Here is a 22,468-nt window from a genome sequence, read left to right on the forward strand (position 1 = left end):
AATTAAGTTTTTTAGGTAAATATTGTACTAAAACCCGTCCTGTATCTTGGTGTTATTTTCGCGAAGCTCTGTGAAATATATAATAAGAAGCAAGAAGTTTATTTGAACATTTTTAAACTTGAGATTCCTGCCTGCGAAGGAATTTGTGGTTTAAAAACCACTGGAATAATCTCCCCTTTAGCCAAACAGTATTTAGTAATTTCTTCTTTTGATAGCTTTGCAGTATAATCTACTTCGTCAACCTGAAACCCAATCTCCCGAAGTTTATCAAAATAATCTCGACCATAAATCCTGACATGATCGTATTGGCCAAAAATTCTATCGCGTTCTTTTCTGTCGGTGATACTATCGTCTTCAAACGTCTTTTCTCTAGTTAAATCTTGTGGAATTTGAAAAACACCATACCCTCCAGGTTTCAGCACCCGATATAATTCTTCCATCGCTTTGGTATCGTTTGGAATATGTTCTAAAACATGATTGCAAAGTATCACATCGAATTCATTATCCGTAAATGGAAGATTGCAGATATCCGCTTTTACATCGGCCAAAGGCGAATTTAAATCGGTTGTAACATACTTCAGGTTTTTTAGTTTTCTAAAACGTTTATAAAAAGCTTGCTCTGGCGCAAAATGAAGCACTTTTAGATTTTTAGAAAAAAATACAGTGTCATTTTTTAAATACAACCACAACAATCTGTGTCGTTCTAAACTTAAGGTGGAAGGCGAAAGCACATTGTTTCTCTGTTTGCCATAACCATAGGGTAAAAAGGCTTTAAATCCTTTTCCATCAATAGGATCTATAAAAGTGTCTCCTTTTAAAAATAAAGCAAAAATAGGTCGAGCTACATAACTTAATCTAATAAGTATGGGCCTTGGGATGGTGTTTAGGATGAATTTGAAGGTTTTTTTTGACACGAATTTCACGAATTATCACGAACAATTTAACGAACGATTCGTTTGTATTTTAAACTTTCTTCACCAAAATTAATTAGTAATCCTAACTTTAATTTGGATACAGCTAAATAGTTTAATGTTTGTTTTATATGTGCTGAATTAAGACATTCAATAGCTTTCAATTCAAAGACTATTTTATCATCAATAATAAAGTCTGCTTTATATTTGTGCTTAAGTAAATTTCCTTTGTAAATAATGGCATATTTTTCTTCACGAGAATACGAAATATTATTATCTAATAATTGTATCTCTAAAGCATCTGCATAAACTACTTCATTAAATCCTTTTCCTAATTGATTATGTACTTCCATACAAATACCAATTATTTTATAAGCTTCTTCTTTATAAATAAGATCCGACATAAATTAATTTTAATTTAGGTACGTTTAACGTTTCTAGTCTATTAGTGATAATTAGTGAAATTAGTGTCTAAAAGCCAAAATAATTATAATACTAAAGCCTTCTGTCTAAACTCATCCTCCTCATTAGAAACAATCCCTAAAGCTTCATATATGTATGCAAACGTTGATAGTAATTCCGGTTTGCTATTTACAATAGCTACATTGTGTTCAAAATGCGCACTAGGTTTATTATCTAAAGTGGTTATGGTCCAGCCATCACGATGTTGTTTAATTCTATGCGTTCCCATGTTTATCATAGGTTCTATGGCTACTACCATACCTTCAATAAACTTCTTGCCTCGTCCACGTTTCCCGTAGTTTGGCATTTCTGGATCCTCGTGCATTTTTCGTCCCAATCCATGACCAACCAGTTCTCTAACTACACCGTAACCATGATCTTCGCAGTATTTTTGGATGGCATAACCCACATCCCCCACACGGTTTCCGAGCTTAAATTCACGAATTCCTATATATAAAGATTCTTTGGTTACATCGAGTAATTTTTGAGTTTCAGGCGTAATTTCACCTACAGAAAAAGTGTAGGCATGATCTCCATAAAATTCATTTTTAATGGCACCGCAATCAATAGAAATAATATCGCCTTCCTTTAAAGGTTCGTTGGTTGGAAATCCGTGTACCACTTGGGAGTTCGGACTCATACAAAGTGTATTTGGGAAGTCGTATAAACCTAAAAAGCCAGGAATAGCTCCTTGTTCCCTAATAAAATCTTCAGCTAACTTATCTAATTGTAAGGTGGTTACTCCAGGTTTTACTTCTTTGGCAAGCATGCCTAAGGTTTTAGAAACAACCAAAGCGCTTTCACGCATCAATTCGATTTCTTCTTTTGTTTTTACTATTATCATCTTAAAAAAAATATGGGCAAAGATACTTAAATTTAAATGGAATTCTTTTGTCTAAAACATGACTTTTGACAGGCTTTAGATGATAATTATTGGATATTTTTGTGTTTAAATTAAAATACTATGTACAAAGCAATAAGCGCAGAAGACGCTGTAAAAGCTATAAAGTCAAATAGTAAAATCTATATTCAAGCAGCGGCGGCAGCGCCACAAGTGCTTATTAATGCCATGACTGCAAGACATGAGGAGTTACGGAATGTTGAAATTTGTCAGTTACACACTGAAGGAGATGCGCCTTATGCCAATCCGGAATTGAGAGGCAGTTTCCATGTCAACTCCTTTTTTATAGGAAATAACGTGCGACATACTCTAAAAGCAGGAAATGGTTCTTATACGCCTGTTTTTTTAAGTGAAGTGCCTTTGTTGTTTAAAAGAAATATTGTCGATTTGCAAACAGTATTAATACACGTTTCTGTTCCAGATAGACATGGATATTGCTCGTTGGGTGTGTCTGTAGAAGCTACTTTAGCGGCTATTGACAATGCAGATTATGTAATAGCTCAAGTCAACAAGCAAATGCCAAGAACTCATGGTGCTGGAATTATTCATATTTCTGAAATAGATGCTTTTGTGGAATGCGATGTGCCTTTGCCTGTTCATTTAAATCCTGAACCAACAGAACTTGAAAGTAAAATTGGAAATCATGTTGCCGGTTTAATTGAGGATAAAAGTACTTTACAAATGGGGATTGGAAGTATTCCAAATGCTGTATTGTCAAGACTTACAAACCACAAAGATTTAGGGTTGCACACCGAAATGTTTTCTGATGGCGTGATTGATTTAATATTAAATGATGTGATTAATGGGAATTTCAAAGGGATCAATAGAGGGCGTGCTTTAGCTACTTTTTTAATGGGTTCCAAACGTTTATATGACTATGTGGACGACAATCCGTTTATTGAAATGAGAGCATCAAACTACACCAACGATGTGTCCATCATTAAATTAAATCCAAGAATGGTTGCAATAAACTCGGCTATTGAAGTAGATGTTACTGGACAAGTTTGTGCAGATTCTATTGGATCTCATATGTATTCAGGAGTAGGAGGCCAGATGGACTTTATTAGAGGTGCATCGTTAAGTGAAGGAGGAAAAGCAATTATTGCCTTGCCATCTACAACCAAGTCTGGAATTAGTAGAATTGTACCTGCTTTAAAACCTGGCGCTGGAGTTGTAACTACTCGGGCACATGTGCATTATGTGGTTACTGAATACGGAATTGCCAACTTATATGGAAAAACTATTAAACAACGCGTAAAAGCCTTAGTGGATATTGCACATCCAGAACATAGGGAAGCCATAGATAAACAATATTACGAACTGATAGGTTATTAGTTAATTAAAAAAACACGCTGGGAATTCAGAAATCTTTTGATAGATGATTGCGCAGTTTTTTATTTTCTAAAAAACGAAAAGAAACCTTTCTTTTTTTCTGGTTGAAGTGGATTGTAATTGGGGTTGGATAGTTTTTGATACACTTCTCCCCAGCCCCAAAAACCACCGATATTTCGGTCGTCTATAAATAAATCGGCATGGATTTTCCGGCTTTTTGAATAATCAAATTGCTCTTCAGGAAAACTTTTGTTTACAGCGTAAAAGGTGATGCCGTTTTCTTTGCAAAAAACAACAGCTTCTTCTAGTCTCACGTCGCTTCGGTAGGTCCATAAAATTAGTCTATGTCCATCTTTTTGCAATCTTTTTAAAGTTTCGAAAGCAAAAATTTTGGGTTTACCAATTTTCGGATAGTTATCGTCTACTATCGTGCCATCGAAATCTACAGCTATAATAAGTTTATCGTTAAAATTCATACTTAATTATTGACTTCAAAAATACGTAATTTAAAATGTAATTGTTTCAACCTTTAAGTTTAGATTAACGCATGTTGCGTCATTTTTGCTGGTTGTTCAATTCCCATAAGTTTTAGAATGGTTGGAGCTATATCTCCTAAAACGCCATCTTGTATGGCTTTTAAATCTTTATCAATTAAAATTATAGGAACAGGATTGGTGGTATGTGCTGTATTTGGTGAGCCATCTGGATTTATCATGGTTTCGCAATTGCCGTGATCAGCAATTAAGATGGTAGTGTAATTGTTTTCTAAAGCCGTCGTTATCACATTTTTCACACAAATATCAACAGCTTCACACGCTTTTATGGCAGCTCCCATAACGCCGGTATGTCCAACCATATCCCCATTTGCGAAGTTTAGACAGACAAAATCTACTTCTCCTTTTTTTAGCTCAGGGAGTAAAGCTTCCGTTAATTCAAAAGCACTCATTTCCGGTTTTAAATCGTAGGTAGCTACTTTTGGAGAATGGCGAAGAATTCGAGTTTCACCATTAAAAATCGTTTCCCGTCCTCCAGAAAAGAAAAAAGTAACATGTGGATATTTTTCAGTTTCGGCAATTCTGATTTGTGTTTTATGGTGTTTTTCTAAAACTTCTCCTAAGGTATCTGTTAAATTGTCTTTGTTGTAAACAACGTGAATGTTTTTATAGGTTTCATCGTAATTGGTCATCGTTACATAATACAAATCCAATTTGTGCATGTTTTGCTCATGAAAATCTATTTGTGTCAATGCTTGTGTAAGTTGTCTGCCACGATCTGTACGGAAATTAAAAAATATTACCACATCACCATTTTTTATTTTAGCTATGGGTTGGTTGTTTTCATCTACCATAATTATGGGTTTGATGAATTCGTCCGTGATGTCGTTTTCGTAACTTTTTTCAATAGAATTTAAGGCGTTTTTAGAAAATTCGCCCATGCCTTTTACTAAAGCATTATAAGCTAATTTAACTCGTTCCCAGCGTTTATCTCTATCCATAGCGTAATATCGACCGGTAATTGTAGCTAATTTCGTTGGGGAATTTTGTATAAATTCTTCAAGATGTGTTATAAAGCCGTAACCCGATTTTGGGTCTACATCGCGGCCATCTGTAAAGGCATGAATGTAAGATTCTGTAACTCCTGAAGTTTCGGCAGCAGTAATTAAACCTTTTAAATGATTGATGTGAGAATGTACGCCGCCATCGCTTACCAAACCTAAAAAATGAATGGGTTTTTTGTTGGTTTTTGCATGATTAAATGCAGCGATTAAAGCAGGTTCTTGAATTAACGTATTGTTTTTTACAGCTAGATTTATTTTAACCAAATCCTGATACACTATACGTCCAGCACCTAAATTCATGTGTCCAACTTCGCTATTTCCCATTTGTCCTTCTGGTAGTCCAACATGTAAACCATCGGTTCGTAATTGGGCATTTGGATACTTGCTATATAAGGAATCTATAAAGGGTGTATGGGCATGATCTATGGCTGAAACTTTTGGGTCGGGAGATTTTCCCCAACCATCAAGAATCATTAAAATAACTTTCTTATTCATGGTAAATAACTTTATAAGTCAAAGATAAAAGTTTAAAATGCTTTAGGTTTGAAAATGAATAAAAAAATAAAGTGATCTTTAAATATATTTTGGAAATTGATTCCTTTTTATGAAGATAATTTTTTAAGCATGACATAATGGATTCCAATATTTGGAATTGTAAAAGCATCTCCAGCTATTATATAACCTTTATTTTTATAGAATTCCACAGCAATTTCACGCGCATTAAACCAAAGTAAATCTACTTTTCTTTTATTTAATATGTTTTCACCTTCTTCTATTAAGCGTTTTCCCAAACCTTGATGTTGAAACTCTTTTAAAATAGCCATTCCACGAAGTTGGTATTGTTCATCTTCAGAAAATAATGGAAATTTATTTTTCATAAAAGAAGCCACTCCAATTAGATCAGTATTAGATAAGATACCTAAATGAAAGGTGTTTTCATCTAAATCTCCATCAAAAACACAAGTTTCAATAGGCCCACCTTTACGCAAAACAACTTGTCGTATAGGATATGTTTCTTCGGCATAAATTTGTTTTATAAGGTACATTTGTACTTAAATGGGTTTAATTTTTATTGAAAACTATAGCTTTTATATTAATGATGTTTGCTCAATTTGAGGTTGTTAGTTTTAAATATGTCATCTAAAATATAAACTTATAATTTTTTTCTTTTATTAGATGAAATACTTATATATATTTGCACCGGAAATGCGAGAGTAGCTCAGTTGGTAGAGCGTCAGCCTTCCAAGCTGAATGTCGCCGGTTCGAACCCGGTCTCTCGCTCAAAAACCTTGTCTAAATGACGAGGTTTTTTTATTTTAGGTGGTTTAGTTCTGTACCTGTTTCAACTTCAAATGGAACTTGGTTATACTCAAAAACTCTTGCAGGTAATTCGCCTTTTAAAATAATGGAATTTCCTTGAACTCTTAACCAACTACCTTCCCTAAGCCCTATAACAGGTTGCGTGTTGAAAGCGTGAAACTCTTTAATTCGTGTTTCCCTGGTTTCGCCCATATGTTTATTGTCTGGAATGGGATCTAGATAATGCGGATTGATGTTAAACGGAACCAAGCCCAAAGCTTTAAAGCTTGACGGATAGATTATTGGCATATCGTTCGTGGTATTTATAGTTAAACCACAAATATTACTGCCAGCACTTGTACCTAAATAAGGAATGCCCTTTTTTATAACTTTTTGTAAGGGTTCAATCAATTTGGTTGCATATAATTGGTTTAACAACACAAAGGTGTTTCCTCCACCTGTAAAAATAGCTTCAGCCTGATTTATAGCTTCAACGGGGTTTTCAAATTCATGAATTCCTTTTACGTTTTTATTTATTTTTTTGAAAGCTTCTTTTACTTTTTCTGTGTATTCGTCATGAGATATGCCACCTGGTCTTGCATAAGGAATAAAAACAATGATTTTCACATCTTTAAAAAACACGACTAATTCATCTAATACATACTCCAAATAACCACTTCCATGAAGTGTTGAGGTACTTGCTATAATTAAGTTTTTCATTTACATTAATTTGTCGTAAATTTAAGTAAATACAGCTTGTAACAAAAGTTAAATGGTTCTGTATTTTAAATCACTAACTTTCAAAAAAAAACTACTTATGAAAAATTTTTTACCTTTAATTACCTTTTTTATGTTCTTATCTTATAGTATGGCCCAAAATACTACGAGAATAGAAATTTCTGGAAAAGTTATCGTGGATGCCAATGATGTGGAAGGTCTTACTGTAAATAACCTAACTTCAAATAGAGTTGCGGTTACAGATATGGAAGGTAAATTTAAAATTCATGTTAAATTAAACGATAAAGTTAGAATATCTGCTTTGCAGCTCAATTCGGTTCTTGTAATTGTTACCCAACAAATTTTGGATTCAAAAGAATTGACTGTTTTTTTGGAAGAACATTTAACGCCTTTGGATGAGGTGGTAATTTTGCCATTTAGCTTAACGGGTGACTTAGAAATGGATTTAGCTAATGTGAGAACCTACAACCCAAAATTTGAATCTATTTATTTTGGAGATATTGATTTTGAACACAATCCACTAGCTGATATTTATTATCAAAAGGTTGAAAATACCATCTTAAATCAAGACAAATTTTACAATGGCGTGGACTTTGTAAAACTTACCAATTGGTTAATAAAACCATTGTTTGCATCAAATAAGGCATCGGGCAAGAATGCAAATCTTGAATTTTCCAGCTATGATGTATTAAGAAACACATATACCAAAGATTTTATTAGTTCAAGTTTTAATATTCCAGAAGATCAAGTAACCGAATTTATTGCTTTTGCTGTAAGAAATAATACAGATCCATCCTTATTCGAAAAAGGGAAGGACATTGAATTGATAGAATACTTAGTAAATCAAAGCAAATTGTTTTTACAAACCGAAGCTGTAAAGAATTAGAACTTATATAGGCCTCGAAGCTTTTGTTTTATTAAGGAGATTTTAGGTTTTAACACAAATTTAGTTTGTTGTTGTATATATTTTAAGATTTGAAAGGCTTTCTTTATCAAACTAAAGCTAACTAATTGAACCATTCCATCCTGTCTATTTCTTTGTTTTTTTTTGCTAGCAGTTTGTATGCACAAGATTTTGTACGAATTGAGGTTTCCGGAAAGTTGTTTGCAGCGAATGATTTGGAAGGTGTAACCATTTTTAACACGTCTTCAAAGAAAGGAACTATTGCAGATTTTGAAGGGAGTTTTATTATAGAAGTAGCTCTAAACGATGTGTTGGAAATCTCAGCGTTGCAATATGAAGCCAATATGGTTCGTGTTAATCAGGATGTGATTACTACTAAACAGATTCGCCTTTTTTTAGTCGATAAAGTGAATGCTTTAAACGAAGTTCTCTTATTACCATCTCAACTTTCAGGAAATTTATTGGTAGACATGAAAAATGCCAAAGTTGCAAAAAAAATGGAGATGAATTTCGGGAATCTAAGTGAAATGGAATTTTCGGAAGATGCATTTACAAAAGTTGATAACAAAATTATTAAGAAGGACCAACTGACTGATGGTTTGAATATAGCTTCAATTTCAGGACTTAACAAGCTAATAAATAAACCAAGAAAAAAACGCGTTTTACCTAAAGAGAAAGTTAGCTTAGAACAAATTTTAGCAGCAAAATATAATCCTATATTTTTTATTCAAAACTATAAAATACCTAGTCCGCATGTAGATGACTTTATTCGTTTTGTTGTTTCAAACGGACTAACCGAAAGCCAGCTACAGGAAAAAGAAGAATTTTTTCTTTTGGAGTTTTTTCAAAAACAAAGTGTCGAATTTTTGAAACAAGAATATGAAAAAAACTAAGCTGTTTTTCTTCTTGTTTTTAGTCTTTGGTCTTCACCTTGTATATTCACAAACAGTTGAAATCACCGGAAGAGTTACAACAGCTCTGGATGCTGAAAATATTCATGTTATCAATAAAACAGCTCAAGTGTTTACAACAACCAATGCTTTTGGGAGTTTTCGAATTTCGGCAAAACTAAACGATACGTTACAGTTTTCTTCCATTCAGCACAAACTAAAAGAAGTTGTTGTGGACGCCACCATTCTTATTGAAAAACAATTAGATGTGCACTTGGAAGAATTTACCTATGCGCTAGATGAAGTTGTGGTAGGACGAATGTTGACTGGCGATTTGTTTAAAGATGTTCAGAATATAGAAGGAAAACCTGTTACTGCTATGCAATTGGGGATACCCAGTTATCAAGGGCCATTAAAAACACAAAGCGAAAGAAAATTAAATGAAGCTACCTCCGGAGGTTTAATTTTTCCGCTAATAAATGCCATTTCTGGAAGAACAAAGGAATTAAAAAACCACATAAAATTAGAGCGGAAAGACAATTTACTATACGATGTTAGAAAAAGAACAGAAACCATCTTGTTTTCAATGGAAACACTTTCAGAAACCTCAAGAAACGATTTTTTCTATTTTTGTTCGGAAGACATCTATTTTGTAAACCGCTGTAAAAATAAAAGTGATCTTGAAATATTGGAGTTTTTAAGTGAAAAACTGGTTCAGTACAAGAGTAATTTGGAAACGGAAACTAATTAATTGTTGGTCATCTCTTAATTGAATAGGCAAATTCTTAAATTTGTCTATTCAATTCATTTATATGCTACGTCTTAAACAACTGCTATTTATACTTATTTTGCCCTTTTTGGCTTTTACGGCTATGCATAAATACTATGTTAGCGTTACCCAAATAGAATATGTAAAGAACAAGCAATCGGTTCAAATAATAACTAGGATTTTTCTGGACGATTTTGAAGATATTCTTCAACTTCGTTATGATGAGGAGTTATTTCTAGGACCTCAATCTGAAACCAATGAAGCCAATTTTTATGTTGAAAGGTACTTAAAGTCCAAAATGGTTATTCGCATTAATGGCCAAGAAAAAGTTCTTAAATATATTGGAAAAGAATACGACAAGGATATAGTTATCTGTTATCTCGAAGTAGAGGGTGTAAAAAATATTGATACCTTCGAAATTGAAAACGGAGTTCTTTTCGACTTGTTTCCGGAGCAACAGAATATTGTAAGAACCAAAATCAATTCCAAAAACAAGAGTTTTATTCTTATAAAAGAAAATGATAAAGCTTTGTTAAACTTTAAATAAAACCGATTCAAAATCTTAAAAATTCGTTAATTTTCACATCTATTTTTCCTAACCAATATTCCAATGAAAACAATAAAATATCTTTTTCTTTCGGTTTTATTTGTTTCTGTTAGTGCATTTTCGCAAGAACAAGACAAGCCAGCCCGTAAGCCAGGACACACAAACAACAACAAATTTAAACAACTTTACGACGAGTTTTCTACTCCAAACATGTTTCGTACAGCTTCTGGCGCGCCGGGTCCATCTTATTATCAGCAACAGGCAGATTATAAAATGGACATTGTTTTAGACGATAAAAATGCTAAAATATCAGGATTTGAAACGATTACTTACTCCAACAACTCGCCAGATCAATTAAAATATCTTTGGGTACAATTAGATCAAAACATGAGAGCACAAAATTCTCTATCACCTTTAATTGAAGGGGATGGATTTGCTCCGGCGCAACAAGCTTCAACGTTTGCTTCAACTTATATGACAGAAGGTTTTGATGGTGGTTTTAAAATTCAAGAGGTTAAAGAAACTAGTGGGAAGGATTTACCATATATGATTAATCAAACTATGATGCGAGTGGAGTTGCCTAAGGTTTTAAACCCAGGCGAAAAATTCTCTTTCACTATAAAGTGGTGGTATAATATTAACGATCACTTAAAAGATAGGGGACGTTCTGGCTATGAGTTTTTTCCAGAAGATGGAAATAGAGCTTATGTTATAGCGCAGTTTTATCCAAGAATGGCGGTTTATAACGATGTGGAAGGATGGCAAAATTCCCAGTTTTGGGGACGTGATGAATTCGCACTTCCTTTTGGAAACTTTGAAGTTAATATTACCGTTCCTGCAGATCATATTTTAGATGCCACAGGAAAGCTAACGAATAGAAAGGAAGTCTTTACCAAAGACATGATGAAACGTTATGAACAAGCTCAAAAATCGTATGATAAGCCTGTGATAATCGTCACCCAAGCCGAGGCGGAAGCTGCAGAAAAAGGGTTTTCAGAAAAAACAAAAACCTGGAAATTATATGCCGAAAATGTACGTGATTTTGGTTTCGCAACTTCAAGAAAATTTATATGGGACATGATGGCCGTTAAAATTGGTGATAGAGATGTTATGGCTGTTTCCATGTATCCAAAGGAAGGAAATCCACTTTGGGAAGAATGGTCAACCTATGCTGTTGCTGCTACTTTAAAATCTTATTCAAGGATGACTTTTGATTATCCATATCATAAAGCTATTTCGGTTCATGCCAAGCAACAAGGAATGGAATATCCAATGATTTGCTGGAATTATGGACGTCCAGACGAAAATGGAAAGTATAGCGACAGAACAAAATACGGAATGATTAGCGTGATTATCCATGAAGTTGGACACAATTATTTTCCGATGATTGTAAATAGCGATGAGCGTCAATGGACTTGGATGGACGAAGGTTTAAATACTTTTTTACAGTATGTAGCCGAACAAGATTTTGGACAATGGCATCCAACAGCTTTATCTCCTGGACATGATAATTATCCTTCAAGTCGTGGGCCAGCTGCAAATATTGTTCCTTATATGGGAGGCGATCAAGACTTTATTGCGCCCATTATGACCAAAGGATTAAACACCTATCAATTTGGAAATAATGCCTACGGAAAGCCAGCAACAGCTCTAAATATTTTACGTGAAACAGTTATGGGACGTGAGTTATTTGACTATGCTTTTAGAGAATATTCACATCGTTGGATGTTTAAGCACCCAACTCCTGAAGATTTCTTTAGAACAATGGAAGATGCTTCTGCCTTCGATTTGGATTGGTTTTGGAGAGGTTGGTTTTATACCACAGATTATGTGGATATAGGAGTAAAAGATGTTAAAAAATACTACGTATCCTCAGAACCTAATGAATACGCTAAAAATATGGCGAAACGTTATGGTATGGAATTATCCGATTTACCTCCTTTAGTATTTATGGTTGAGGAAGGAAGCGAAGAGTTTAACGAAGAATTAAAAAACGGTACTTTATTAGATAACTCTACACCTTTAAAAGAGTATGTTATGGATAATTTCACAGAAGCTGAACGAAAAAACATAAAAGCTCCTAAATACTTCTACAACATAACTTTTGATAAACCAGGAGGTTTGGTTATGCCAATTATTGTAGAATATACCTATGCAGACGGTACTTCTAAAACAGAACACTATCCAGCACAAATTTGGAGACTAAACGATAAAGAGGTTAGTAAGTCGGTAGCTTCAGATAAAGAAATTGTAAAAATCACGGTCGATCCTAATTTAGAAACGGCAGATGTGGACACATCTAACAATTCTTGGCCTAGAGAAGTGCAACAAAGCGACTTCGATAAGTTTAAAGAAGAGGTTAAAGATTAAGATAAAAGTTAAATTTTTGAAAGCCGACCAGAAAAATGAGTCGGCTTTTTTTATTCTCATCAATCAACTCACTATATTTGCATTGTGATACAAGCAAGCATTTTTTTATTTATAGGAACAACCGAAGTCATGTTCATACTATTTATAGTAGTAATGGTTTTTGGTGCCGATAAAATTCCTGAAATCGCCAGAGGTTTAGGAAAGGGCATGCGCATGCTTAAAGATGCCTCAAACGATATTAAAACAGAAATCACCAAAAGTGCCGAGAAAAACGGCATTGATACTAGCATCACTAAAGATGTTCAAGACGAACTCAATAAAGTAAAAGACGAGCTGGAGGACTTCACTGGGTCTGTTAGACGTAAGCTATAGTTAATGCTAATTAACTACCTTTATTGATTTCACATCGAATAACACATATATTAAAATTATTTTTCTATATTAGATTACCCCAAATCGAAATAAAATGAAAAAAATTTCTACAAATTTTTTTCATTCTACTTATAGTTAACCCTCTGTTTAGTCAGAATGACCGTGCTATTATTAGTACCATAGATAGTTTGAATACTGTTGCAACTGCGCTTTATGATAATGGCCAAATAAAAAAATCTATTGATCATTTTAACTTAGCAATTAAATTATCGGACTCTATTGATGATAATTATGGTAAAGCTATTGCCAATATTACTTTAGGTAATATTTACAATAAGATGAATGAAAGTAGTGATGCTGAAAAGGTCTTCTTAAAGGCGTTAAAAGCGGCCAAAATTATAAACGAAAATTACTTAATAGCAAGTGCATACTATAATATAGGCGATATTTTTGCGTATGGATATAATGAGAAAAATGGGGCCATGTCCTACTACTTGAATGCTCTTAATACGGCACAACAAATAAAGGACAACTCCAAAGAAGCTCTAAATGAAAAAACACACATTCTATCGGATATCTTGCTTAGTGTTAGTTCAATATATCTTGATTTTGAGCAAGCAGATGAGGCTTTTACCTATATTTTAAGAGCTCAAAAAGAACAAGAGTCTATTAAGGATTCACCATTTATTAAAAGCAAACTGGCATTTATGTTTGGTAGATACTATGCTCAAAAAGATGCGTTGTATAATTCTATAATAAATTTCGATAGCGCCATTAGTATCTTAAGTCGATTAGATGAGAAAAATAATCGAAAAAATCTTTTAATTTCTATTATTTATAAAGAGTATGCCTTGGCCTTAGCAGATTTAGGTAAAAGTGAAAGAGCTTTTGAAGCCCTTTTAAGTCATAATGAGTACCGAGAAAAAGTTATAAATGAAGAAAAAGTAAAACAATCAAAAATAGCAAAGGCACAGTTTGAAATTCAGGATTATATACGCGATGTGGAAGTAGCAAACAAAGAAAAAGATGTATTTGCTATTGCTACACAAAAAGCACAAACAGTAAATGTTATTTTTATTATAGCGGTTGTTTTTCTAATCTTTAGTTTAATAGCCTTATTTATTAATTATCAGTCAAAGAGGAGATTAAGTAGCATTTTGCAAACTCAGAATGTCCAATTGGAACACGCGAAAAATCAAGCAGAAAAAATATCTAAACTAAAATCCAGTTTTATCTCTAATGTTAGTCATGAATTACGAACTCCTTTATATGGTGTAGTTGGTTTGACTTCTTTATTATTGAAAAATAACGAGCTAAATGAACAAGACAGTAAGTATTTGAAATCCTTAAAATACTCTGGGGACTATCTTTTAAATTTAATTAATGATGTCTTGCAGATTGGTAAAATTGAATCTAGAAAGATTGAATTACAAAACAATTCTTTAAACATCAAACAGATGGTTATTGATTTAACAGATTCATTTGAGTATCAATTAGTAGAAAACGCGAATAAACTGTACTTAGAGTTTGATGATGACATACCGCAGTTTATTTTTGCAGATAACATTCGTCTCAGTCAAATTCTAATCAATTTACTTGGTAATAGTCTAAAATTCACTAACAAGGGGATTGTTTTGTTAAGAATTTCAATGCTTAAACAAAATAAAGATGTTGTTTATCTTCGGTTTGAAGTAATTGATGATGGCCCTGGAATTCCTAAAGATAAACAAAAAGTCATCTTTGATAACTTTTCCCAACTAGACAGAAAGCATGCTAATAATTATCAAGGTGCAGGTTTAGGACTTTCCATTGCTAAACATTTAATTGAACTATTTGGAAGTCAAGTAGAGCTTTTAAGTGATGAGGGTCAGGGTTGTAAGTTTTCTTTTAATATTACTTTTAAAATTGATCATGAAGCAAGAATAGCTCGAGAAGGAAAAAGATATTTTAAAGAACGTATTGAAGAAACTAGTGGGAAAAGCATTCTTATTGTAGAAGACAATAAAATCAACCAGATTGTAACTCAAAACATTCTAAAAAAAGAGAATTATGTAAGTGATATTGTAGAAAACGGTTTATTGGCCGTTGATGCGGTTAGAAGCAAGAAATATGATTTAATATTAATGGATTTAAACATGCCTGTAATGGATGGTTTTGAAGCCACTAGGACTATTAGAACTTTTGATACTGAAACACCAATCATTGCGCTTACAGCTTCAAACATAGAGGAGGTAAAAGGACAAGTGTTATCTTCTGGATTTGATGATATTATAATTAAGCCTTATGACGACTACGAGTTTTTCCAAAAAATCATCAGAAACATTCAAGAGAAAACTCTAGTTGAGCACCTATAATATAAACATAAAATAAAACTATTATTTTTCCTAATAATAATCAATCTTCCTTTTATAAAAAGCATCGTACTCGGGTTTTTGTTTTAAAATGAAGTTATGTTATTTTTCAATTATTTATAGGACTTTCGTACAATTTGGCTGTTTTAGAAAAATGGATTTTTGCTTTCGAAGGAATTTTATTTCTTTCTGCTAATTGTCAAGCCATCTCTTATTGGAAGCATGACACTTTCTATTCTTTCATCATTTTTCAATAACGTATTGTATGCCAAAAGGGCTTTGGTTAAAAGGTCCTTAGGGTTTAACTCTTCAACTACTTTTCCATGCCAAAGCACATTATCGGAGATGATGATGCCACCTGGATTTAGTTTGTTTATAATTAGGTGAAAGTAATTGGAATAGTTTGGTTTATCGGCATCTATAAAAACCAAATCAAAGGTTTTGTCCAAAGCTGGAATTATGTCTAAAGCGTTTCCTAAATGTTGATGGATTTGGTTTCCGTAGTTGGATCTGTCAAAATATTTACGTTGAAAATCCACTAATTCTTCGTTGACATCAATGGTGTGTATTTCGCCTTGAGTTTGTAAACCTTCAGCTAAACACAAAGTAGCATAACCTGTAAAGGTGCCTAATTCTAAAATAGTTTTAGGCCTAATTAATTTCGAAATCATACTTAAAACCCGACCTTGATAGGGGCCACTTAGCATGATAGGTTGTAATATTTTTTGATAGGTTTCTCGTGTTAACTCTTTTAATAATTCTGGTTCTTTTTCAGAATGAGCAACGACATATTCATCTATTTTTTCAGGTAGGAAGTGCATAATATGAATGAGACCTTTCAGGTTTTAGCCCGATATTTTTGGGATTGAAAGGTCTTTTTTTAACTTAGGATAATATTCTATTAATCAATTTCTGTTTAGCGGCTTCATCATCGCCACATAACCACTGAATCACGTTGTCTTCCCAAATGGCATCTCGATCAACTTCAGTGATTATTTTACGTTCTACGGCTAAATCTAAAATTTTTCCAGGATAGGACGATTGCTTTGTGCTTTCCATTTCCCCTAAAGGATATGGATCGTCTAATCCCATTAACACTTGTTTCGAGCCTTGATTTTTTATTAATAACTCCAAGCCCCCAGTATCGTGTACCAACGTGTCAAAAAAGATGTTTTTATGGCCTACGGCTTTTCTTGGGTGACTTTTCCCTTCAAATAAATCTGGTCTGCCATCAAAACCTTGAATACGTCTTCCCAAGTTAATTTGCGCTAATTGTCCTCCGTGAGCAAAACAAGTTCGCATATTAGGGTATTTGTCTTGATATCCGTTTAATGTTAAGAAGTGATAGGCATCTGCGCATTGTGCCAACATCCAAATTAAATGAAAACGCCAAGAGATATTTTCTAATTTAATAAATTTCTCTCCATCGTATGGATGGATTTCAACGGCGAGATTGTATTTATTTGCCATTTCGAAAATAGGTTCGTTTTCTTCATCGAAAATACAACGCCAAGTTCCAATGGTATCCATATAATGGGTAGGTAAACAAAGTAGCTGCATCCCTAATTCTTCCACACAGCGCTCGATTTCCCAACATGCACCACGAACAAATCCAGGATGAACTACAAAACCACAAGTAAATCTGCTTGGGTTTTCACGTTGGATTTTCGCATTAAAATCGTTTTGGAAACGTAAAGCTTGTTTCATTTCTTCCACACGTAAACCGTTTCCGTACAATTGCGACAAATTTAGAACCACAGCATGGTCAATCTTAAATCGATCCATCCAAGTTAATTTGTCATCCAAGAAGAAACTAGAATCCGTAACAGGACGACTCCAGTCTTTTTGAAGCATGAATTTCCTGTCTTTATCCACCCAAAAAATCCCTTTGTCTTTCATAAACTGTGGAATTTCTTCCGGGTAAGGAAGTAAGTGGGAGTGACCGTTTATTCTTAATTTACGTTTTTCTTTCATATGTCAAACAGAGCTTGAAAAAGCACCTCTTTCTTTTAATTAATTTATACCAACTAATCTTCTAACTGTACTTTTTTTGGTGGTTGCATGACTTCTCCACAATTAGGGCAGCTTCGTTTGTCTTTATCGCTGTAGTATTTATCGAAAATCTTTGGCATGTCGGTTTCAATATTTTCAACTGTAAAATCTTCTTCATACAGTTTGGTCGTGCAGTTTTCACAGAACCAAAGTAAGGCATCTTGAATACCTTTTTCTCTTGGATATTCTATTACCAATCCAACTGTATTAGCTTTACGCTGTGGGGAATGTGGGACTTTAGGAGGTAATAAAAAAATGTCTCCTTCTTTAATATGAATGTCTTTTGGCTTGCCCTCATCAATCACTTTTAAAACCATATCACCTTCAATTTGATAGAAAAATTCAGGTGTTTCATTGTAATGATAGTCTTTTCTGCTATTTGGTCCCCCAACAACCATGACAATAAAATCGCCATCTTTCCAAACAACTTTATTTCCAACGGGTGGCTTTAAAAGATGTCTATTTTCTTCAATCCAAGCTTTGAAATTTAATGGGGATACGAGTTTGCTCATGAGTGGTCCCTCTTAATCTCCCTAAGGGGAGAAACTCAAACTGGGTATTTGAGTTGTTATTAAACAATTCTTTAAAACATAAAGATAATATAATCCATTCAAATTTCCTTATGGATGAACTAGAGACTTTTTGTTCTTCCACCATCAACAGGAAGGTTAATTCCGTTAATGTAGCTAGCGCATTCGCTGGCCAAAAAAGTAACAGCATAAGCTAATTCTTCTGGTTTGGCAAAACGTTTCGCTGGCACAGCTTGTTTCATGGCATGGGCCGCTTCTTCTTCCGTATTTCCTGTTTTAGCCGATTTGTTTTTTATAATTTCAGTTAAACGTTCGGTTCCTGTGGCTCCAGGAAGGACATTGTTTACTGTAATTCCGAAGGAACCTAGCTCATTTGCTAAAGTTTTGCTCCAATTGGCTACCGCACCACGAATGGTATTGCTAACCCCAAGCCCGTCTAAAGGCTGTTTTACCGAAGTGGAAATAATATTGATTATACGTCCGTAACCTGCTTCTTTCATAAAAGGAACGACCGCTTGTGCCAACACATGATTGCATTTTAAATGATGTGTAAACGCGCTTTCAAATTCGTTTAAGTCTGCTGAAAAAACGGGTCCGCCTTTAGGTCCTCCAGTATTATTTACCAAAATATGAAATCCGTGATTTTTAGAAATATAATCGGATACTTTTGTTTTTAATTCTTCTGGGTTTGAAAAATCTGCCACAATATAGTCGTGATTTCCTTTTTGAGGTAATTCAGATAAAACTGCTTTTAGTTTGTTTTCGTTTCTGGCAATTAAGGTAACTTTTACGCCTTCAGAAGCCAAAGACATGGCGGTTGCTTTTCCTATTCCAGCTGTGCTACCACAGACTAATGCGTATTTGTTGTTTAAGTTTAAATTCATGTTTTTGAGATAAAAGAGAAAAGAATAAAGAGAATAGACTGTATTGATCTACGTTCTTTTGCCTTTTTTCTATGTTCTTTTTATTAGTATTTTATACAAACATTCTTAGCTTCTGTAAAAAAGCGCAAAGCTTCAAAACCTCCTTCACGCCCAACGCCTGATGCTTTTACACCTCCAAAAGGTGTTCTTAAATCGCGCATCATCCAAGTGTTTACCCAAACAATTCCAGCTTGTAATTGGTGGCTCATGCGCATGGTTCGTTTTAAGTCGTTTGTCCACAATGTGGCCGATAGGCCGTATTTTACTTTGTTTGCCATTTGAAGCACTTCATCTTCACGATTAAAGGGCATGATGGTAACTACTGGTCCAAAAATTTCTTCTTGATTTACGCGGCAATCATCATTAGGAACTTCAATTACCGTTGGCTCTAAGTAATAACCATTTTCAAAGTCTTTTATAATGACTTTATTTCCGCCACAAAGAATTTTCCCGCCTTCTTGTTTGGCAATTTCTATATAATCCATCACTTTTTCAAGATGAGGTTTAGATACTAACGCACCAATGTTTGTAGATGCTTCTGAAGGATGCCCCACTTTAAGATCCTTCACTTTTTTTACAAAATCTTTCTTGAATTTTTCATAAATGGAACCTTCCACAAAAATACGGCTGCCACATAAGCAAATCTGTCCTTGATTAGCAAATGATGAGCGAACCGTTGTTTCTAACATATCCTCATAATCGCAATCTGCAAAAATGATGTTTGGATTTTTCCCACCTAATTCCAATGATAATTTTTTAAACATAGGTGCTGCTATTTTTGCAATATGTGCTCCAGTTGCAGTACCTCCAGTAAAGGAAATAGCTTTTATATCTGGATGTTCGATGATTGCTTGCCCTGTGGTGGTTCCTAATCCATGAACTATATTTAAAACGCCTTTTGGTAAACCGGCTTCGTTGCAAATTTCTCCTAGTAAATAAGCGGTCATTGGTGTCACTTCACTAGGTTTGGCAACCACGCAGTTTCCAGCAGCAATGGCCGGTGCTATTTTCCAAGTAAAGAGATAGAGTGGGAGGTTCCATGGTGAAATACAACCTACAACTCCTATGGGTTGACGTAAAGTGTAATTAATGGCATCCAGACCAACGCTTTCATGACTTTCACTAGAGAATTGTGTAATGGCATTTCCGAAAAAGCGAAAATTACTAGCTGCTCGGGGAATATCGACCGTTTTGGCCAAACTAATAGGTTTGCCATTGTCTTTGCTTTCTGCCTCTGCAAAGCGTTGTAAATTTAATTCTAATAATTCTGAAATTTTAATGAGAATTCTACTTCGTTCCTCCAAAGTGGTTTGAGACCAAGTAGGAAAAGCAGATTTTGCAGCAATATATGCGTTTTCTACATCTTCTTTTGAAGAGTTTGGTATTTGCCCATAAACCTCACCATTTGAAGGGTTATAATTATTCAGCCAATTGTTTTGAATTGGATTGTGGAAATTACCGTTTATGTAGTTTTTTATGTTCATTTTATTTACTGATAAAATACAAAAGAATAGTGATGCATTGAGTCTATTTTCTCTGGCCTTAGTTCTTTTAGTCTTTTTTCTTATATGCCATCACTTTAATCTCGACCACCAGATCTGGGTGAGGTAATTGGTGCACAGCAACCGTTGTTCTAGTTGGTCCAGTTTCCTTGTCAAAAAACTCGGCATAGGCTTTATTGTAACCAGCAAAGTCGTTCATGTTTACTAAAAAAGAGGTTACATCTACCACATCCTTTAAGGAAGCACCTTCTTTAGCTAAATTTCTTTCAATATTTAATATTATTTCTCGTGTCTGAACTTCAGAATTTAAATATTTGGTTCCCATATTATCAATAATATCCACACCAGCAATGGTATTATCTGCTCTTCTAGAACTTGTTCCAGAAACGAAGATAAAATCTCCCACGCGTTTTGTAATTGGATAGGCACCTCTTGGAGTTACTTTAGTCCCTTCGGAAGAAGAAACTTCTTTTTTATTGTTGCTCATAATTATCCCTTCTTAATCTCCCAAAAGGGGAGAGACTCTTAATCGGGCAGTTAAGAGTATTTTGTTATTTAATTATATTTTCTAGCTCTTAAAAACAAAGAGTTTTAAGCATGGCCAGCAATCCTGTCATCTTCTATAATAGCTAGGGTTGCTGCTCTTACTTTATCCAAAGTCATTTTCAACTCGTCGTTTGTAAGATTGTTAATATTTTGGATGTCTCCATCTGCCAACATATTTAAAATAGCTTTGTCTTGCGCACGTCCTTTTAATAAGGCTTCTCTGTAACTTATATTTTCATTAAAAGTTACTAAGGAGTATTTTGAAGAATACTCGTTTGGGAATGTTTTTTCAAAGGCCATTTCCAAACTGCGTTTTTCTCTAAAATTGGTATGATTGACATGCCCTTTCATTTCGTGGAAATTATCGATTGCTAAATCGGCTATGGCATCTGTGTCCTTTTTCCGTGATTTTTCATATACTTTGAACATGGTTTCCCAATCGTTGTGATTTTCATCAAGAACCTTGTCGAATTCTACTACATCTTCAAAGGAGGCATTCATCCCTTGTCCGTAAAAAGGTACGATGGCATGTGCAGCATCTCCCATTAATAAAGTATTTCCTTTATAATGCCATGGCGAACATTTTACAGTTCCGAGTGGAGAAGTAGGGTTTGTAAAAAAGTCATCTATTAGATTTGGCATCAGATCTAAAGCATCTTTAAAGTATTTGTTAAAGAATTCCAAAACACGTTCTTTCGTTGTTAAGTTATTGAAATTGTATTCGCCTTCATCAAAACTCAAGAATAGGGTAACTGTAAAACTACCATCTAAATTGGGTAAAGCAATTACCATAAAATCTTCACGTCCCCAAATATGAAGCGCATTTTTATAGGTTTTATAACCTCCATTTTCATTAGGAAGGAAACAAAGCTCTTTGTAGCCATGAGATAACCAATCTTGTGAAAAGCTAAACAGGAATTTTTTACTTAAATAATAACTGTTTCGCATGGCAGAACCAGCGCCATCGGTAGCAATAATAATATCGGCATCTTCAACAAACTGCTTATTGGATTCCGTATCCGTAAATAGAGCTGTGGTGTTTTCAAAATCGACCGTTTCACATTTTTTATTAAAAAGAATGGTTACGTTGTCGTGTTTTTCGGCTTCATCTAAAAGTAAACCGTTTAAAAGTCCACGTGAAATGGAATTGATATATTCGTGTTCGCGACCACTATAAGGTGCTAGCATGGTATTGCCTTCTAAGTCGTGAAGCATACGTCCATTCATAGGAATGCATAAGGGCTTTACTTTTTCCTCAAGACCTACTAGCTTCATGGCTTTAATGCCTCGATCTGAAAGCGCCAAATTAATGGATCGCCCAACACTAATGTCTACTTTTCGTAAATCTGGACGCATTTCCATTAGGGTTACGTTATATCCTCTTTGGCCTAAACGCAATGCTAGTAAACTACCGCAAAGTCCTGCTCCAATGATTAATATGTTTTGTTGTTTATTCATATGTGTCATTCCCATGAAGATGGGTTTTACTTATATTATTTGCCATATTGAAT

Annotated in this window: 22 protein-coding genes and 1 tRNA gene; 9 read left to right on the plus strand and 14 right to left on the minus strand. The window is 34.2% G+C overall.

The window, feature by feature from the left end:
* Positions 1-98: 98 nt before the first annotated feature.
* The 3 genes from VKY47_RS01720 to map all read right to left on the minus strand — a co-directional run bounded on the left by VKY47_RS01720 (position 99) and on the right by map (position 2,217).
* Positions 99-914 (minus strand): class I SAM-dependent methyltransferase, encoded by an 816-nt coding sequence (locus tag VKY47_RS01720; RefSeq protein ID WP_324309853.1) that lies wholly within the window; start codon positions 912-914, stop codon positions 99-101.
* A gap of 26 nt (positions 915-940) precedes the next feature.
* Positions 941-1,315: a GxxExxY protein gene (locus VKY47_RS01725; RefSeq protein ID WP_324309855.1), complete on the minus strand. Its 375-nt coding sequence runs from the start codon at positions 1,313-1,315 to the stop codon at positions 941-943.
* Between the two features lie 83 nt (positions 1,316-1,398).
* Complete coding sequence (map, locus tag VKY47_RS01730) at positions 1,399-2,217, minus strand: type I methionyl aminopeptidase (RefSeq protein ID WP_324309857.1); 819 nt, start codon at positions 2,215-2,217, stop codon at positions 1,399-1,401.
* A 120-nt stretch (positions 2,218-2,337) separates the two neighbouring features.
* On the opposite strand from map, the gene VKY47_RS01735 reads away from it, so the two are divergent.
* Complete coding sequence (locus tag VKY47_RS01735) at positions 2,338-3,609, plus strand: acetyl-CoA hydrolase/transferase family protein (RefSeq protein ID WP_324309858.1); 1,272 nt, start codon at positions 2,338-2,340, stop codon at positions 3,607-3,609.
* Between the two features lie 59 nt (positions 3,610-3,668).
* On the opposite strand, the gene VKY47_RS01740 is transcribed toward VKY47_RS01735, so the two are convergent.
* The 3 genes from VKY47_RS01740 to VKY47_RS01750 form a co-directional block, all read right to left on the minus strand.
* Positions 3,669-4,082, minus strand: a complete 414-nt coding sequence (locus VKY47_RS01740; protein ID WP_324309859.1) for a BT0820 family HAD-type phosphatase — start codon at positions 4,080-4,082, stop codon at positions 3,669-3,671.
* Between the two features lie 59 nt (positions 4,083-4,141).
* Positions 4,142-5,659, minus strand: a complete 1,518-nt coding sequence (gpmI, locus tag VKY47_RS01745) for a 2,3-bisphosphoglycerate-independent phosphoglycerate mutase (RefSeq protein ID WP_324309860.1) — start codon at positions 5,657-5,659, stop codon at positions 4,142-4,144.
* Between the two features lie 107 nt (positions 5,660-5,766).
* Complete coding sequence (locus VKY47_RS01750) at positions 5,767-6,210, minus strand: GNAT family N-acetyltransferase (protein ID WP_324309861.1); 444 nt, start codon at positions 6,208-6,210, stop codon at positions 5,767-5,769.
* A 162-nt stretch (positions 6,211-6,372) separates the two neighbouring features.
* Here VKY47_RS01750 and VKY47_RS01755 point away from each other — a divergent pair.
* Positions 6,373-6,445: transfer RNA gene (locus tag VKY47_RS01755), tRNA-Gly, on the plus strand.
* 30 nt (positions 6,446-6,475) lie between these two features.
* On the opposite strand, the gene pepE is transcribed toward VKY47_RS01755, so the two are convergent.
* Entirely contained in the window at positions 6,476-7,183 is a 708-nt protein-coding gene (gene pepE, locus VKY47_RS01760; RefSeq protein ID WP_324309862.1) for a dipeptidase PepE, read from the minus strand.
* Between the two features lie 97 nt (positions 7,184-7,280).
* Between pepE and VKY47_RS01765 the strand changes: the two genes are divergently transcribed.
* From VKY47_RS01765 to VKY47_RS01795, 7 genes are all read left to right on the plus strand, one after another.
* Positions 7,281-8,087, plus strand: a complete 807-nt coding sequence (locus VKY47_RS01765) for a hypothetical protein (RefSeq protein WP_324309863.1) — start codon at positions 7,281-7,283, stop codon at positions 8,085-8,087.
* Between the two features lie 125 nt (positions 8,088-8,212).
* The gene (locus tag VKY47_RS01770) at positions 8,213-8,998 is read left to right on the plus strand and encodes a carboxypeptidase-like regulatory domain-containing protein (protein WP_324309865.1); all 786 of its coding nucleotides are present in this window, start codon (positions 8,213-8,215) and stop codon (positions 8,996-8,998) included.
* Entirely contained in the window at positions 8,985-9,746 is a 762-nt protein-coding gene (locus VKY47_RS01775; protein WP_324309868.1) for a hypothetical protein, read from the plus strand. Before VKY47_RS01770 ends, VKY47_RS01775 begins: the two co-directional genes overlap by 14 nt.
* A gap of 61 nt (positions 9,747-9,807) precedes the next feature.
* Entirely contained in the window at positions 9,808-10,311 is a 504-nt protein-coding gene (locus VKY47_RS01780) for a DUF6702 family protein (protein WP_324309870.1), read from the plus strand.
* A 63-nt stretch (positions 10,312-10,374) separates the two neighbouring features.
* Complete coding sequence (locus tag VKY47_RS01785; protein WP_324309871.1) at positions 10,375-12,681, plus strand: M1 family metallopeptidase; 2,307 nt, start codon at positions 10,375-10,377, stop codon at positions 12,679-12,681.
* Between the two features lie 87 nt (positions 12,682-12,768).
* Positions 12,769-13,053: a Sec-independent protein translocase subunit TatA/TatB gene (locus tag VKY47_RS01790; RefSeq protein ID WP_414731185.1), complete on the plus strand. Its 285-nt coding sequence runs from the start codon at positions 12,769-12,771 to the stop codon at positions 13,051-13,053.
* A 188-nt stretch (positions 13,054-13,241) separates the two neighbouring features.
* Complete coding sequence (locus tag VKY47_RS01795) at positions 13,242-15,407, plus strand: response regulator (protein ID WP_324309874.1); 2,166 nt, start codon at positions 13,242-13,244, stop codon at positions 15,405-15,407.
* Between the two features lie 176 nt (positions 15,408-15,583).
* On the opposite strand, the gene VKY47_RS01800 is transcribed toward VKY47_RS01795, so the two are convergent.
* From VKY47_RS01800 to VKY47_RS01830, 7 genes are all read right to left on the minus strand, one after another.
* Positions 15,584-16,225, minus strand: coding sequence for an O-methyltransferase (locus tag VKY47_RS01800; protein WP_324309876.1), 642 nt, complete (start codon positions 16,223-16,225; stop codon positions 15,584-15,586).
* A 64-nt stretch (positions 16,226-16,289) separates the two neighbouring features.
* Positions 16,290-17,378: an amidohydrolase family protein gene (locus VKY47_RS01805; protein ID WP_324309877.1), complete on the minus strand. Its 1,089-nt coding sequence runs from the start codon at positions 17,376-17,378 to the stop codon at positions 16,290-16,292.
* Between the two features lie 53 nt (positions 17,379-17,431).
* Complete coding sequence (locus tag VKY47_RS01810; RefSeq protein ID WP_324309878.1) at positions 17,432-17,968, minus strand: 3-hydroxyanthranilate 3,4-dioxygenase; 537 nt, start codon at positions 17,966-17,968, stop codon at positions 17,432-17,434.
* A 119-nt stretch (positions 17,969-18,087) separates the two neighbouring features.
* Complete coding sequence (locus tag VKY47_RS01815; protein WP_324309879.1) at positions 18,088-18,870, minus strand: SDR family oxidoreductase; 783 nt, start codon at positions 18,868-18,870, stop codon at positions 18,088-18,090.
* Between the two features lie 83 nt (positions 18,871-18,953).
* Positions 18,954-20,393 carry an aldehyde dehydrogenase gene (locus tag VKY47_RS01820; protein WP_324309881.1) on the minus strand — a complete coding sequence of 480 codons (1,440 nt, stop codon included), beginning with the start codon at positions 20,391-20,393 and terminating at the stop codon, positions 18,954-18,956.
* 67 nt (positions 20,394-20,460) lie between these two features.
* The gene (locus VKY47_RS01825; protein ID WP_324309883.1) at positions 20,461-20,898 is read right to left on the minus strand and encodes a RidA family protein; all 438 of its coding nucleotides are present in this window, start codon (positions 20,896-20,898) and stop codon (positions 20,461-20,463) included.
* Between the two features lie 104 nt (positions 20,899-21,002).
* The gene (locus tag VKY47_RS01830) at positions 21,003-22,415 is read right to left on the minus strand and encodes an FAD-dependent oxidoreductase (protein ID WP_324309915.1); all 1,413 of its coding nucleotides are present in this window, start codon (positions 22,413-22,415) and stop codon (positions 21,003-21,005) included.
* Between the last annotated feature and the right edge of the window lie 53 nt (positions 22,416-22,468).

It is taken from the genome of Xanthomarina sp., assembly GCF_035306705.1.
Taxonomy (GTDB): Bacteria; Bacteroidota; Bacteroidia; order Flavobacteriales; family Flavobacteriaceae; genus Xanthomarina.